We start from the raw sequence: 14,679 nt of genomic DNA, 5'->3' as shown, positions 1-14,679 counted from the left end.
GCGGACACGTCCACATCTGGAGATTACCCCAATGATTCTTGCAATCAACGCCAACGCTCGTCTGCGCACGCTGTGCACGGCGATAAGCCTTGGTCTGGCACCGTTGGCCCAGGCAGGCACCGCAGAACTGGCCGGTCTGGCGGCACAACAGGAACACCAGCAGTTCATCGTCAGCTACCAGCCCGGCGCGATGCGTGCCTCCACCCAGCTTCCGGACCGGCTGCAGGCGGCGGTGTCGACGCTGGGCGACCCTTCACTGCGGCTGCAGGTGGTGCGGCAGACGGCACTCGGTGCATGGGTGGTGCGTGCAGACCGCGGACTGGACCAGAGTGAAGCGGGAATGTTGCTGCGCGCGCTGGCGTCGGGACCGGAGATCGAGTTCGCCGCACCGGACCTGTTGATGCAGCCGACGCTGGTACCGGACGATCCGCGGCTGGGCGAGCAGTGGGGCTTCGGCAACGGTCCGGGGGCGATGAACATCCGCAAGGCCTGGGACAAGGCTGCCGGTGAGGGCGTCGTGGTGGCCGTTCTGGACACCGGCATCACGCGTCACCCCGACCTGGATGCCAACGTGGTGCCGGGGTACGACTTCATCAGCAGCGGCTCGATGGCGGGCGACGGTGATGGGCGCGACCCCGATCCGTCCGATGAAGGCGACCATGAAGGTTGGAGGGGGTCCAGCTGGCACGGCACGCATGTCGCTGGCACCGTTGCCGCAGTCACCGGCAATGGCGCCGGGGGCGCCGGTACTGCGTTCAAGGCGAAAATCCAGCCAGTGCGGGTGCTCGGTCGTGGCGGCGGCTTCGGTTCCGACATTGCCGATGCGATCGTGTGGGCGGCCGGCGTGCCGTTGGCAGGCCTGCCCGAAAACCGTACCCCGGCCAAGGTCATCAATCTTTCGCTGGGTCGGCAGGGCACCTGTGACAGTCTGTACCGGCGCGCGGTGTCGATGGCCACCGCCAATGGCGCGACCGTGGTGGTGGCTGCGGGCAACTCCAACATGGAGGTGAGCCGCTTCACGCCGGCCAACTGCCCGGGGGTCATCGCCGTGGCGGCGACAACCGAAGCGGGAAGTCGTGCCGGCTTCTCCAACTACGGGCAGGGCATCACGGTGTCCGCGCCCGGGACGAATATCCTGTCTACCCATAACAGCGGCACGCAGCGTCCCGCATCGCCGAGCTACGCTGCAATGAGCGGCACCTCGATGGCATCCCCGCACGTGGCCGGGGTCGTTGCGTTGATCCAGTCGGCCGCGCCCAGGCCGCTGTCACCGGCCGCTGTGGCCGGGGTTCTGAAAGACACCGCACGGCCGCTGCCCGGCGCCTGCACCGGCGGCTGCGGGGCAGGCATCGTCGATGCGTATGCGGCGGTGGTGAAGGCGCAGGGCGGGGGCAGCGAGCCGGACCCGGATCCGTCGCCGGAACCCGGTGCGACCGAGCTGCAGCCGGGCGTGCCGGTCTCTCTGCAGGGTGGAGCTGGCCAGACGTTTGCCTTCACCTTCAAAGTGCCGGCAGGCATGCAGCAGCTCAGCATCGTGATGGGTGGCGGCTACGGCGATGTCGATCTTGCTACCCGTTACGAGCTGGCGCCGACCGATACCGAGTTCAACTGCAGGCCGAAGGGCACCGGAACCAGCAAAAGCTGCATCCGGCTGTTCCCGGACTTCGGCATCTGGCACGTACGTGTCAGAGGCACCACGGCATTTTCCGGCGTCAGCCTGACGGCCAGCGTACGTTGATGCACCAGGGCATGGCGCGCGCCATGCCGACGTGCAGGGGCGAAGGATCGCTCCTGCACGATGAGATCCGCTGGGCGTCAGGCAGGTTCGAAGCGGTTGGCGGCCACGTTCTTGCGCACCTGTTCGGGGTTCCAGATGCGTCCGTTCATCGCGATGTAGACGCCCGAGGGCAGCGACTGCACGGCGCCGATCGCGCAACCGATGTTGAACTCGGCGTCCGAGCCGCGGAACCGGGCCGGGCTGAGCGCGCCGGTCATCACGATGGTCTTGTCGGCGATGGTGGACAGTACCTTGCCGGTCTGCACCATCGAATCGGTGCCGTGCGTGACCAGCACATGCCGGGTCGGCTGCGCTGCAATGGTGGCGCGGATCAGTTCGCGGTCCTCGTCGCTGATGTGCAGCGAGTCCTTGCGCAGGATCGGAATGACGTTGAAGCGGAACGTCACGCCCAGCTCGCGCAGGATCATGCCGATCTGTGGATCACCGATCTGATAGTCCGACTTGTCGTCGAAGTAGATCTTGTCGATCGTGCCACCGGTGGTGACGATCAGGAGCTCTTCCATCATGTGCATTGTCGAGAAACCTGCTTGTAGCGGTACGGACGCGAAACGGGGCAGAAAACGGGCGGGCCAGGCTGCACCCGCCACCTGCGCAGATGATACGGCGCTGGGCGGTGGGTCGTCAGTGCCTGCGCCGGGCAAAGCGCGCGCGCAGGCCGGGCAGGCTCACGCACAGGATCACCAGCAGCGCCAGACCAACCTCCAGCAGCGCCAGCATGCGCGTGCCAGGATGGGTCCATGCGCTCATCACCCCATGGCTGAACCAGGCCAGCGCCAGCACGCCTGACCAGAATGCCGCCTTGTGCCAGCCCAGCCGCAGCGCGATGGCCAATGCCAGTGGCGGGACAGTGAAAACCAGCTGGGTCGCCAGCCAGTGACGGTCGTTGATGAACCAGCCGGCATACAGCGCGGCCAGCGCCATCAGTGCCAGCATCAACGTGGTATGCCGCCGGCGTGTGCTCATCGGGCCAGTCGCTGGGCGATGTCAGCCACGCGCCGGCCCAGCGCGCGGGCGAGCACGGTTTCGTCTTCGCTCGGCTGCGGATCGTCGGCGGCACCCGATACATGGCTGGCACCGTAGGGGGTGCCACCGCTGGTGGTATGGCTCAGCGCCGGTTCGGTGAAGGGAATGCCGACAATCAGGCAGCCGTGGTGCAGCAGCGGCAACTGCATGCTCAACAAGGTCGCCTCCTGCCCGCCGTGCATCGACGCGGTCGAGGTGAACACACCCGCCGGTTTGCCTGCCAGGGTGCCGCTGGCCCACTCGGCGCCCAGACCATCAAGGAAATGCTTCATCGGCGCGGCCATGTTGCCGAAGCGCGTCGGGCTGCCCAGCAGCAGTCCGGCACAGTCGGCCAGATCCTGCGCGGTGACGTAAGGTGCGCCTTCGTCGGGAACCGGCGGCTGCGCCGCCTGGGTGACGGCGGCAACCGGCGGCACCGTGCGCAGCCGCGCACTCATGCCCGGCACCTCGCCGATACCACGGGCGATCTGGCGCGCCAGGCGGGCCACCGAGCCGCCGCGGCTGTAGTAAAGCACCAGAATCTCGGCCATCGCGTGCAGGTCTTTTCATCCAGGGGACATCAGTATGGCTATCCTGCGCAGATTGCGCATCGGGTACCCTTTCGCCGATGGAACCATTGAATACGCTCAATCTGTGGATGGAGCGCGCCCGCGACCGGGCGCGGGTCACCAGTTTCGGCCGCTTCCTCTGGCGTCGCTTCCTCGACGACCGGCTGTTCCAGGCGGCGGCGGCGTTGGCCTACACCACCGTGTTCGCGCTGGTGCCGCTGGCCATCGTGGTGTTCGGTGTGCTCTCGGCGTTCCCGGTGTTCGACCGCTGGAGCGACCAGCTCAGCGACTATGTGTTCTCCAACTTCGTGCCCAATGCCGCGCGCGCTGCCGAAGGCTACCTGCGGCAGTTCAGTGCCAGTGCCGGGCAGCTGACCGCCGCCGGCTTCATTGCCTTGGTCATCTCGCTGCTGATCACCCTCAACAGCGTGGAAGAGACCTTCAACCAGATATGGCGCGTGGCTTCCAGCCGGCCCAAACTGACCCGCTTCCTGGTCTACTGGACCGTGCTGACCTTGGGCGCGATGCTCGCGGCCGCCTCGCTGGCGGTGTCCGCACGCGTGCTGGCGCTGCCACTGTTCGGCACCCAGGAGGGGCGCTGGCTGGCTGACCTGTCACTGCGGTTGGCGCCGGTATTGATCGAGTTCGTCTGCATCACGCTGGTGTACCGCGTGGTGCCGCACCACACGGTGAAATGGCGCCACGCCATTCCCGGTGCCATTCTGGCTGCGGTGATGCTGGAGCTGGTGAAGTGGGGCATCGGCGCCTACCTGGGCAGTTTCCAGTCCTACCAGAAGCTCTACGGCACCGTGGCGTTCGTACCGATTCTGCTGCTGTGGATCTACCTGTGCTGGATATCGGTCCTTTTGGGGGCTTCGCTGGCCTCGTCGATGGCAGCCTTCCGCTATCAGCCGGCCGACCTGCGTCTGCCCTCAGGTTTCGAGTTCTACGGGCTGCTGCGTCTGCTTGGCCGTTTCCAGCAGGCGCGGGCCCAGGGCAAGGGGCTCGATGATGATGAGATCCTGCAGTTGGAGCCGCTGCTGACCGACTCGCTGCTGCATGAGTTGACCTGTGATCTGGAGCGCATCGCGCTGCTGCGCCGTGACGAGCGTGGCGAATGGCTGCTGGCCCGCGACCTGGACAAGGTCAGCCTGGCCGACCTCTACGAATGCACTCAGCTGCGTATTCCGGTGGCCGAGCAGTATCTGCCCTGCCACGAAGACAGCCTGGGCAAGGCCGCACTGGCGGCTCTGGATGAGCTGCGTCTGCCGCTGCGTGACCGGCTCAAGCGTCGCGTCAGTGATATCTACCCGTCTACTGGAGACACCCGATGAAGCGTTCCGTTCCCCTGTTGCTGGTGGCCAGCCTGCTGCTTGCGGCCTGCAGCAAGCCTGAGCCGACCACCAGCCCGGCTGACCCGGCGGGCCCCGCCGCAGCAACCGGCACGGCGCCTGCGGACGCGCCCACCAGCGACCAGGGTACGGCGGAGAAGGTGACGGCCGAGCAGCCGACACTGAAGATGAAGGCGCTCGATGGCAGTGACTACGACCTGGCCGCGCACCGGGGCAAATGGGTGGTGGTGAACTTCTGGGCCACCTGGTGCGCGCCGTGCCGCAAGGAAATGCCGGAACTGTCGGCGCTGCACGCGTTGCGTGACCCGATCGAGGTGGTGGGGCTGGCCTACGAAGAGATCGAGCCGGACGAGATGAAGGCATTTCTGGCCGAGCGGCCGGTGACCTACCCGATCATCATCGTCGACCCTTACGACCCGCCAGCTGACTTTGCGACCCCGCGCGGCCTGCCGCTGACCTACCTGATCGACCCGCAAGGCAAGGTGGCACACACCTTCCTGGGCCCGGTGACCGCCGCCGAGATCGAAGCGCAGATCGCGGCCAGATAAGACGGGCGCGCTCTTCGGTCGTGCCACCGGCGGCGCTGCGCGCGGAGCCGACCGTGGGGTCGGCTCTACCGCTGCTGGCCCTGACCGTCAGTGCGGGACGGCGCGCGTCCAGCCATGCTCGCCGGCCAGCTGCTGAAGCAGCGCCGACAGATCGCGGGCAAAGCCGGCCATGTCGAACACACTGCTGTCGGCGCGCGCCTGCGCAAGCTCGGCGCGTACCGCCTGCAACGCCGCAGGCGCATTGCCCAGCTCGGTGGCGTGCGCGATGAAGGCCGCATCATCAGTCACGTTCATGTGCGTCATGCCGAGATGGTGGTTGAGGCTGCCCGCCACGCGTGAGGCAAACGTCGCACCCGGGCAGGTCAGCACCGGACATCCGGCCCACAGCGCGTCCGAGGCGGTGGTGTGGGCGTTGTAGGGGTGGGTGTCGAGGAACAGGTCGGCCAATGCATAGCGTGCCAGGTACTGCGGGTGTGGCAGCTTGGCCATGAACACCAGCCGTGCCGGGTCCAGGCCCGCGGCAGCGGCCGCCTCGCGCAGGCGCTGGTCGGCGTTGCCGGGTCCGGACAGCAGCCATAGCACACTGCCGGGTACGCCGTGCAGCACGGCGAAGGCACGTCCCATGCTGTGCGCGTTGAGCTTGTAACTGTTGTTGAAACAGCAGAACACCACGCCCTGCGCCGGCAGGCCGCACTCGGCGCGGCTCGGTGGCGGCTCAAGCACACGGGTGGTGTCCGACGGCTGGAACGCGCGCGGCAGGCGCAGCACGCGCTCGCTGAAATGGGGTTCCATCGCGGCCGGCAGCACGAACGCATCGGCCAGGACCACACCGATCCACGGCGCACCGGACGTGCCCGGGTAGGCCAGCCAGTTCACCTGCAGCGGGGCAGGGCGCTGGGCCAGCACTTCCGGCGCGCCACCGCCGCCCCAGCCACGCAGGTCGAACAGGATGTCGATGCCGGTACCACGGATGCGGGCCGCGACCTCGGCATGCCGCAGCCCATCGACCCGATGCAGGGTGGTGCTTGCCGCCAGCCGCTGGCTGATGCGGCTGCCATCGTCGGCGTTGAGAGCGAACAGGTGCACATCCAGCAGCGGATCGTGCTGCAGTTGTTCGAACAGGGCTACCGTCAACAGACCGGTGGGGTGGGCGGCGAAACCGTTGGACAGAAAACCGATGCGCAGGCGGCCGCTGGCGCGCACCGAGGCGGGCGGCAGCGCGCGCACCCCGGCCAGCTGCTGGGCCCGCAGCCGCGCGCAGGCGAGCTGCTCGGCCGCGCTGGCGTCTTCGCTGAGGAAGGCGAACGGTTCGACCGCGCCCTGGCCAGCGCTCACCGCCGCGCGCACCTGCCCGGACAGGCGGTCCACCTCGTGCCAGTCGCACAGCCGGCGCTGCCAGGCCAGACGCTGGGCGGCGATATAGGGTTGGTCGGGCTGCAGCGTGTTGGCACGGCGGTAAGCCCGCGCGGCCTCCTCGGGCTGGCCGGCGTCCTCCAGCACATGCCCCAGCCACAGCGCGATCCCGGGGTGCTGCGGCGCCGCCGCCGCCGCCTGCCGCAGCAGCTGCACCGCATCGGCATGCACGCCGGCCATCCAGGCCACCCGGCCCAGCCGGGCCAGCGCCTCGGGATGATGTGGACGCAGCTGCAGGGCGCGGCGCGCGGCCTGCTCGCCGGCGCGCAGATCGCCCGCTTCGAGTTCGGCATCGGCCAGCATCACCCAGGCAATGAAGTCGCCGGGCTGGCGGCGGACCGCCTGCTGCAGCTGATGCCGCTGTGAGGTGCCGGCCAACAGGCTCATGCGCCGTTGGCCAGCGCAGCCAGCGCATCGGCCTGGTGTTCCTGGGTCAGCCGCTGCAGCAGGGCATCAAGGTCACCGGTCATCACGTTGGGCAGGTCGTACAGGGTCAGACCCTCTACCCGGTGGTCGGTGATCCGCCCCTGCGGGAAGTTGTAGGTGCGGATGCGCTGGCTGCGGTCGCCGCTGCCGACCTGCAGCCGGCGCGATTCGGCCTGCGCCGCATCCTGACGCTGCCGCTGCGCCTCCAGCAGCTGCGCCTTCAGCCGCTTCATCGCCTTGTCGCGGTTGGCGTGCTGGCTGCGCTCGGTCTGGCATTCCACCACTACGCCGGTCGGCAGGTGAGTGATGCGGATGGCCGATTCGGTCTTGTTGACGTGCTGGCCACCGGCGCCGGAGGAGCGGAACGTGTCGACCTTGAGCTCGGCCGGGTTGATCTGGATGTCGTCGATTTCTTCGGCTTCGGGAATGATCGCCACCGTCGCCGCCGAGGTGTGGATGCGGCCCTGCGACTCGGTGGCCGGCACGCGCTGGACACGATGGGTGCCCGACTCGAACTTCAGGCGCGAGAACGCGCCACGGCCGACCACGCGGGCCACGATTTCCTTGTAGCCGCCGTGTTCGCCGGGGCTGTCGGACTCGATTTCGACCTTCCAGCCCTGACGCTCGGCATAGCGGGCGTACATGCGGAACAGATCCCCGGCGAAAATCGCCGCTTCGTCGCCGCCGGTGCCGGCGCGCACTTCCAGAAAGAGGTTGGCCTCATCGCGCGGGTCGCGCGGCACCAGCAGCAGGGCCAGGGTGTTCTCCAGCTCGAGCAGCCGCGCGGTGGCGCTGGCGATTTCTTCCTCTGCCATGTCCGCCAGTTCGGGGTCGTCACGCAGGCTCAGCGCAGCGGCGAGATCTGCCTTGGCACGGGCTTCGTCGGCCAGCGCGGCCGCCACCGGTTCGAGCTGGGCGAACTCGCGGGAAAGATCGCGGAAACGGCCGTTGTCCGCCACCACCTCGGGATCGGCCAGCAGGTGCTGCAGTTCTTCGCGGCGCTCGGCCAGCGCTTCCAGCTTACGGCGCAGGGTCGGCGTCATCGGCTCTCACAGTGCGGTGTCGGTAGCCCGGCGTGGCCGGGAACAGGCGCTCGGCGGCGCGGGTCAGTTCAGCGTCGCCGCTCAGTGCGGCGGCGCGCAGGGCGGCGGTCGGCGGGTGCAGCAGGCGGTTGGTCAGGCCGTGCGCCAGCTGGTCGAGCACTTCCTCGGCCGGCTTGCCGTTGGCCAGCTGCTGGCGGGCGCGCTCGAGCAGCTCGGCGCGGGTGGCCTCGCCAAAGGCCCGCAGCTGCCGCAGCGGCGCCTGGTGTGCATCGGCGTGCAGGGTCTCGACGAAACGCGCGACCTGCAGGTCGATGATCGCTTCGGCCTCTTCGGCGGCCTGGCGGCGTCCGCGACGATTGTCTTCGACGGCCCGCTCAAGGTCGTCCACCGTATACAGGAACGCGTCGGACAGCTCGGCGACGCTGGCTTCGATGTCGCGGGGTACGGCCAGGTCGAACAGCAGCATCGGCTTGTGCCGGCGTGCGCGCAGCGCGGCCGCCACGGTGTCACGGTGAATCACCGGCTCGCGCGCGGCCGTGGCCGAGAACACCACATCGGCTTCGGCCAGATGCCGGTCCAGTTCGGCCAGCGGCAGCGCGACGCCGCCATGGCGGCTGGCCAGCTCCTGCGCGTTGGCCAGCGTGCGGTTGGCCACCAGCAGGCGGCGCACCTTGCCTTCGCTGAGGTGGCGTGCGGCCAGCTCGATGGTCTCGCCGGCACCGACCAGCAGCACGGTGGAATCATCCAGCCGGGCAAAGGCGTTCTGTGCAAGGCGCACGGCGGCCGAAGCCACCGACACCGGGTTGGCACCGACCTGGGTATCCGTGCGGGCGCGCTTGGCCACCGAGAAGGTCTGCTGGAACAGGCGGTCCAGGCGCTGGCCGAGCAGGCCATGTCCTCGCGCGGTGGACCAGGCATCCTTTACCTGGCCCAGGATCTGCGGCTCGCCCAGCACCATCGAGTCCAGCCCGGTAGCCACCCGGAACAGGTGGCGCACGGCCTCGGCGTCGGCATGCTGGTACAGGTAGCCGTCCAGCTCGCCCGCCTGGCTGCGCAGCCAGGCGTTGAGCGTCTGCGCGTCGTCGGCCACGGCATACAGCTCGGTGCGGTTGCAGGTGGACAGCAGCACGGCCTCTGCGATCTGCGGCGTATCGCGCAGCGAACCGAGCGCGCGCGGCAATGCGTCACCGGCGAAGGCCGCGCGTTCGCGCAGCTCCACCGGCGCCGTCTGGTGATTCAGTCCGAGCACCCACAGGGTCATTGTTCAGTTGCTTGCGATAAGCTGCTGGCCATTGGAAGACATTTTAAGGCCCCAATGCCGCCGATGCCCGCATTGATTCGCATCCCCAGTGTTCTGTTGCTGGGAATGGCCGCCCTGTCGGCCTCCGCCGCCCCTGTGACCGGGCAGGAAGCTGCCCGCGCGCTGACCCAGGCGGAGGCCGCGCTGGAGCCTTCGCTCGAGCCTGCGCTCGCCGGTGAGTTTGCCCTGCAGGCGGGCAAGCTGGAACAGGCGGCGGCGGACTACCTGCGCGCCGCTCAAGCCAGCACCGACGATGCCGGCCTGGCCGAACGGGCCACCCGCATCGCCATGCTCGCCAATGACGATGTCCGTGCGGTGCAGGGTCTGGCGCTGTGGCAGCAGCGCGCCCCGCGCTCGCTGGCCATGCGCAGTGCCGCCGGGGCGTTGGCCATACGCCAGGGCAAGGTCGACCAGGCCGAGCGTGAGCTCGAGGCGCTGTTGCGCGATCCCGACCCGCGCGGCTGGAAGTTCGCGCTGGCCGCACTCATTGGCGGCGGCCAGGACCCGGCGACGCCGGCCGACGTGCTCGATGCGCTGGTCACTGCCGATGCGATTCCGCCGCAGATCGAGGCGTGGCAGGAGTTCGGGCGGCTGGCGCTGCGGATGGAGCGCCCGGCGCTGGCGCGGCGCATGGTGGATGAGGTGGTGCGCCGTTTCCCTGACGAGCCGCGGGTGGCGCTGCTGCACGCCAGCCAGCTGCAGCAGGCCGGGCGCGGCGATGAGGCGCGCGCGTTGCTTGCCGGGCTGGAGCCGCGCGTGCGCGGTGATGTCGACCTGCGCAACGCACTGGCCATCGCCTACGACAGCATGAACGAGCCCAGTGCCGCCGAGCGCGTGCTGTCCACTGGGCCGCAGGACGTGCAGAGCTTCGGCATGCGGGCTTCGCTGCTGGCCAAACAGGGCGACACTGCAGGTCTGGCGGCCTTGTACAGCGAGTTCTCGCGCACCGCCAGCAAGCCCGACCCGGCCCAGCGCCTGTTGTTGGGCAAGATCGCCGAGTATCTCAAGCGCTATGCCGAGGCGGTGGACTGGTACCACAGCGTGCCGGGCGGCGAGGAGCGCAGCGAGGCGCGCCTGCGCGCGGCCAATGCGCAGGCGCTGCTGGGCCGGCAGGATCTGGCCCTGTCCGAAGTGCATGCAATGCAGTCCGACGCCAGCGTCGATGATGAGGTGCGTCGCGATGCCTATCTGCTGGAGGCCGAGCTGCGCCTGCGCGCCGACGATGCCGCTGGCGAGCTGGATGCACTGGCGCGCGGACTGGCCGCCTACCCGGACGAGAACGCGCTGCTGTACGCCCGCGCACTGGCCTGGGAACGGCGCGATGACATTCCGCGTGCCGAGGCCGACCTGCGCAAGATCCTGGTCACCGAGCCGGAAAACGTGGCCGCGCTGAACGCGCTCGGCTACACCCTGGCCGACCGCACCCACCGCTACCGCGAGGCGCTGGAGCTGATCGACCGGGCGCGGGTGGCCGAGCCGGACAACCCGGCGATCATCGACAGCCATGGCTGGGTGCTGTACCGCCTGGGCCGCAACGAGGAGGCGCTGGTGCAGCTCAAGCGCGCCTACCAGCTGTCCAGGGATGCGGAAATGGCTGCCCACGTCGGCGAAGTGCTGTGGGTGATGGGGCGTAGGGATGAGGCCCGCGACTACTTCGAACAATCCAACCGGCTCGAGCCGGACAACCGCGCGCTGCAGCGCGTCCGCGAGACCTTCAATCCATGACCCAGCCGTTCACTCGTTCATCCGCCTTGCTGGTGCTGGCCCTGGCCCTGGCCGGCTGCACCTCGGTGGGGTCGCAGAAAACCGCGCCGCCGGCCGTGGCCTACAGTGTCTCGCCGGCGGCCGAGCGCGCCGAAGCCGCCCGCGTGCAGACGCTGCGCGCTGTGCCCGACTGGCGCTTCCAGGGCCGGGTGGCGGTCAGCAACGGCCGCCAGGGCGGCAGCGGCCGCATCGACTGGGACCAGCAGGGCCCGATGTACCAGGTGCAGTTGAGCGCGCCGGTCACCCGGCAGAGCTGGGTGCTGCAGGGCGATGGTGCCGGCGGCGGCCGTCTGGACGGCCTCGGCGACGGCCCCCGCGACGGCGCCGATGCACGCCAACTGCTGCTGGAGGCCACCGGCTGGGACGTGCCCGTGGCGCAGCTGCCGGACTGGGTGCGTGGCCTGGTGCTGGCCGGTGTGGATGAGAACGGCCTGCAGCGCGATGCCGACGGCCGTCCCCGCCACCTGCAGCAGGATGGCTGGGACGTGCAGTACATGGAGTGGTACCCGGCGCAGAATGGCAACCCGGCACTGCCGCGGCGGATGGAGGCCAGCCGCGGCGCCGCGCGGGTGCGTGTGGTCATCGACCAGTGGGACCTGCCGCAGGCATGAGTGCGTCTTCGTTGTCCTGGTGGCCGGCGCCGGCCAAGCTGAATCTGTTCCTGCACGTCACCGGCCGTCGTGCCGATGGCTACCACCTGCTGCAGACCGTGTTCCGCTTGCTGGACTGGGGCGACCGGATCGGTCTGGCCGTGCGCGACGACGCGCGCGTATGCAGGGTAGGGGGGGCGCTGCCCGGCGTGGCCGAGGCCGATGACCTCACCGTGCGCGCCGCGCAGTTGCTGCAGCAGGCGAGTGGAGCTGAACGCGGCGTTGATATCCACATCGAGAAGTGCATTCCGGCCGGTGGCGGCTTTGGCGGCGGTTCATCCGACGCAGCCACCGTACTGGTGGCGCTGAACCGGCTGTGGGAGGCCGGGCTGGATGTGGACGCGCTGGCGGCGCTGGGCCTGCAGCTGGGCGCGGACGTGCCGGTGTTCGTGCGTGGGCACAATGCCTGGGCCGAGGGCGTGGGCGAGCAGCTGCAGCCGATCGCCCTGCCACCGGCCTGGTATGTGCTGGCCGACCCGGGGGTGCACGTACCCACGCCGGCGCTGTTCGCATCGCCGGATTTGACGCGGGACACCCCAGCGGCGAAAATAGCCGACTTCGCTTCCGGGTCCTTGCTCGGCAATGCGTTTGAACCGGTGCTGCGCCGCCGGGAGCCTGCCGTGGAGGCGGTGCTCCGGGCGTTGAGCGACATTGGTGCAGCGCGGCTGACCGGGTCTGGAGGAGGTTGTTTCGTCGAGTTTCCCTCGCTGGCTGCGGCCGAGCAGGGCAGGGCGAAGCTGCCGAAGGAGCTGCGGGCATGGGTGGTGGCGGGCGCTGCGCGTTCGCCCCTGCTGGATGCACTCGAGCGACACTGATTCAACGATGCAGGGGCGTCGCCAAGAGGCCCAAGGCACCAGGTTTTGATCCTGGCATTCGTAGGTTCGAATCCTACCGCCCCTGCCACTAGCGGCTGTGCCAGCCGTGCCGGACCCGGGACATCGGGCCTGGCAACCCAGGAAGCACCGGGCCCGCCCGGTGGTTCAGGGACGTGGGTGGCATGCGCAGGCAACTGCATTGTTGTCGGCAGCAGGGGTCATGGTGACGCCTGCCGTTATCGGCCCTGCTGTAATCCAGATCATTCGCCACTCGCCCCCGCCCGAGACACACCACATGCAACAGTCCCCCAATTTGCTGGTCTTTTCCGGCAACGCCAACAAACGCCTCGCACAGAACATCTGCAAGGAGCTGGGGGTCCGCCCGGGCAAGTGCCTGGTCTCGCAGTTCTCCGACGGCGAAGTGCAGGTGGAGATCGAAGAGAACGTCCGCCAGCAGGACGTGTTCGTGATCCAGCCGACCTGCGCGCCCAGCGCCGAGAACCTGATGGAACTGCTGGTGCTGATCGACGCGCTCAAGCGCGCATCGGTGGCCAGCGTCACCGCCGTGGTGCCGTACTTCGGCTACTCGCGTCAGGACCGCCGCATGCGCTCCTCGCGCGTGCCGATCACTGCCAAGCTGGCCGCCAAGATGTTCAGCACCGCCGGTGCCGATCGCGTGCTGACGGTCGACCTGCATGCCGACCAGATCCAGGGCTTCTTCGATATCCCGGTCGACAACGTGTATGCCTCGCCGCTGCTGCTGGCCGACATCTGGCGCGCCTACGGCACCGAGAACCTGATCGTGGTGTCGCCGGACGTGGGTGGCGTGGTGCGTGCCCGTGCGGTGGCCAAGCGCCTGGACGACGCCGACCTGGCGATCATCGACAAGCGCCGCCCGCGCGCCAACGTCTCCACGGTGATGAACATCATCGGCGACGTGGAAGGCAAGACCTGCGTGATGGTCGATGACATCGTCGATACCGCCGGCACCCTGTGCGCCGCTGCCGCTGCCCTCAAGGCGCGCGGTGCGCTCAAGGTCGCCGCCTACTGCACCCACGCGGTGCTGTCGGGCCCGGCGGTGGACAACATCACCAATTCCCAGCTCGACGAACTGGTGGTGACCGACACCATTCCGCTCAAGGACGCGGCGCGGTTCTGCAGCAAGATCCGCCAGCTCAGCGTGGCGGAAATGCTGGCCGAGACGATGCGCCGCATCGCCTTCGGCGAGTCGGTCAGCTCGCTGTACGTCGATTGATCTCACTGCCCTCTGCCGGCAACGGCGGGGGGCATATCCCGGGTGCTTCTGGTCGCGGAAGCATCTTCAACCGCCAAGCCGCAGGGCGAGGCAACAACCTGAGTAGTCGAAAATGTCGAAGACCCATGAAATCAAGGTCACCAAGCGTGAACTGCAGCGTAAGGGTGCGAGCCGCCGCCTGCGTCACGCTGGTGTGATCCCGGCCATCGTGTACGGTGGCAACGCCGAGCCGGTGGCCATCAGCCTGGACCACAACGAAATCTGGCTGGCCCAGCAGAACGAGTGGTTCTACTCCTCGATCCTGGCCCTGAACCTGGACGGCCAGGTGCAGAAGGTGCTGCTGCGTGACCTGCAGCGTCACCCGTACAAGCAGCTGATCATGCACCTGGACTTCCAGCGCGTGAACGAAAACGAAGCCCTGACCGCTTCGGTGCCGCTGCACTTCATCAACGAAGACACCTCGCCGGCTGGCAAGGCTGCCGACGTCGTGGTCACCCACGAACTGAAGGAAGTGACCATCACCTGCCTGCCGAAGGACCTGCCGGAGTCGATCGAAGTCGACCTGGCCGAGCTGAACGCCGGCGACATCGTGTACCTGTCCAACATCAAGCTGCCGAAGGGTGTTGAAATCCCGGCACTGGCCCTGGGCAAGGACCACGACGACGCCATCGTCACCGCCAAGCATGGCAAGGAAGACGTTGCCGACGCCGAAGAAGCACCGGCTGCCGAGTAATGCGCTCGCGG

Annotated in this window: 14 protein-coding genes and 1 tRNA gene; 9 read left to right on the top strand and 6 right to left on the bottom strand. The window is 68.5% G+C overall.

The genetic code is table 11. From position 1 onward, the window contains the following. Positions 1-31 precede the first annotated feature (31 nt). The gene (locus RZA67_RS12440; RefSeq protein WP_317213039.1) at positions 32-1,738 is read left to right on the top strand and encodes a S8 family peptidase; all 1,707 of its coding nucleotides are present in this window, start codon (positions 32-34) and stop codon (positions 1,736-1,738) included. 77 nt (positions 1,739-1,815) lie between these two features. Here the strand turns inward: RZA67_RS12440 and RZA67_RS12435 are convergent, their stop codons facing one another. The 3 genes from RZA67_RS12435 to wrbA all read right to left on the bottom strand — a co-directional run bounded on the left by RZA67_RS12435 (position 1,816) and on the right by wrbA (position 3,351). Further along, positions 1,816-2,301 (bottom strand): asparaginase domain-containing protein, encoded by a 486-nt coding sequence (locus tag RZA67_RS12435; RefSeq protein WP_317214009.1) that lies wholly within the window; start codon positions 2,299-2,301, stop codon positions 1,816-1,818. Between the two features lie 118 nt (positions 2,302-2,419). Next, complete coding sequence (locus tag RZA67_RS12430; RefSeq protein WP_317213038.1) at positions 2,420-2,761, bottom strand: DUF2069 domain-containing protein; 342 nt, start codon at positions 2,759-2,761, stop codon at positions 2,420-2,422. Further along, a complete protein-coding gene (gene wrbA / locus RZA67_RS12425; protein WP_317213037.1) occupies positions 2,758-3,351 on the bottom strand; it encodes an NAD(P)H:quinone oxidoreductase in 594 nt (197 codons plus the stop codon). The genes RZA67_RS12430 and wrbA overlap by 4 nt, the downstream gene beginning before the upstream one ends. A gap of 77 nt (positions 3,352-3,428) precedes the next feature. Between wrbA and RZA67_RS12420 the strand changes: the two genes are divergently transcribed. After that, on the top strand, positions 3,429-4,703 hold the full coding sequence (locus tag RZA67_RS12420; RefSeq protein WP_317213036.1) for a YihY family inner membrane protein: 1,275 nt from the start codon (positions 3,429-3,431) through the stop codon (positions 4,701-4,703). Beyond that, the gene (locus RZA67_RS12415) at positions 4,700-5,269 is read left to right on the top strand and encodes a TlpA disulfide reductase family protein (protein ID WP_317213035.1); all 570 of its coding nucleotides are present in this window, start codon (positions 4,700-4,702) and stop codon (positions 5,267-5,269) included. Before RZA67_RS12420 ends, RZA67_RS12415 begins: the two co-directional genes overlap by 4 nt. Before the next feature lie 87 nt (positions 5,270-5,356). On the opposite strand, the gene RZA67_RS12410 is transcribed toward RZA67_RS12415, so the two are convergent. Genes RZA67_RS12410 through hemA form a run of 3 tightly spaced genes read right to left on the bottom strand, consistent with a single transcriptional unit; the run spans position 5,357 to position 9,412 of the window. Then, positions 5,357-7,069 carry a tetratricopeptide repeat protein gene (locus RZA67_RS12410; RefSeq protein ID WP_317213034.1) on the bottom strand — a complete coding sequence of 571 codons (1,713 nt, stop codon included), beginning with the start codon at positions 7,067-7,069 and terminating at the stop codon, positions 5,357-5,359. Further along, positions 7,066-8,151, bottom strand: coding sequence for a peptide chain release factor 1 (gene prfA / locus RZA67_RS12405; RefSeq protein WP_317213033.1), 1,086 nt, complete (start codon positions 8,149-8,151; stop codon positions 7,066-7,068). The genes RZA67_RS12410 and prfA overlap by 4 nt, the downstream gene beginning before the upstream one ends. Continuing rightward, positions 8,129-9,412, bottom strand: coding sequence for a glutamyl-tRNA reductase (gene hemA, locus RZA67_RS12400; protein WP_317213032.1), 1,284 nt, complete (start codon positions 9,410-9,412; stop codon positions 8,129-8,131). Before hemA ends, prfA begins: the two co-directional genes overlap by 23 nt. A gap of 63 nt (positions 9,413-9,475) precedes the next feature. On the opposite strand from hemA, the gene RZA67_RS12395 reads away from it, so the two are divergent. From RZA67_RS12395 to RZA67_RS12370, 6 genes are all read left to right on the top strand, one after another. Further along, positions 9,476-11,176 carry a tetratricopeptide repeat protein gene (locus RZA67_RS12395; protein ID WP_317213031.1) on the top strand — a complete coding sequence of 567 codons (1,701 nt, stop codon included), beginning with the start codon at positions 9,476-9,478 and terminating at the stop codon, positions 11,174-11,176. Further along, complete coding sequence (gene lolB, locus RZA67_RS12390) at positions 11,173-11,826, top strand: lipoprotein insertase outer membrane protein LolB (RefSeq protein ID WP_317213030.1); 654 nt, start codon at positions 11,173-11,175, stop codon at positions 11,824-11,826. Before RZA67_RS12395 ends, lolB begins: the two co-directional genes overlap by 4 nt. Beyond that, positions 11,823-12,680 carry a 4-(cytidine 5'-diphospho)-2-C-methyl-D-erythritol kinase gene (ispE, locus tag RZA67_RS12385; protein WP_317213029.1) on the top strand — a complete coding sequence of 286 codons (858 nt, stop codon included), beginning with the start codon at positions 11,823-11,825 and terminating at the stop codon, positions 12,678-12,680. Before lolB ends, ispE begins: the two co-directional genes overlap by 4 nt. Before the next feature lie 11 nt (positions 12,681-12,691). Then, positions 12,692-12,768, top strand: a tRNA-Gln gene (locus RZA67_RS12380). 207 nt (positions 12,769-12,975) lie between these two features. Continuing rightward, positions 12,976-13,935, top strand: a complete 960-nt coding sequence (locus RZA67_RS12375) for a ribose-phosphate diphosphokinase (RefSeq protein WP_317213028.1) — start codon at positions 12,976-12,978, stop codon at positions 13,933-13,935. 112 nt (positions 13,936-14,047) lie between these two features. Next, the gene (locus RZA67_RS12370) at positions 14,048-14,668 is read left to right on the top strand and encodes a 50S ribosomal protein L25/general stress protein Ctc (protein ID WP_317213027.1); all 621 of its coding nucleotides are present in this window, start codon (positions 14,048-14,050) and stop codon (positions 14,666-14,668) included. Positions 14,669-14,679: the final 11 nt, after the last annotated feature.

This window comes from Stenotrophomonas sp. C3(2023), from assembly GCF_032911385.1.
In the GTDB taxonomy this organism is placed as follows: Bacteria; Pseudomonadota; Gammaproteobacteria; order Xanthomonadales; family Xanthomonadaceae; genus Stenotrophomonas.
The sequence above is the reverse complement of the archived record's forward strand: the minus strand, read 5'-3'. Positions and strand labels throughout refer to the sequence as shown.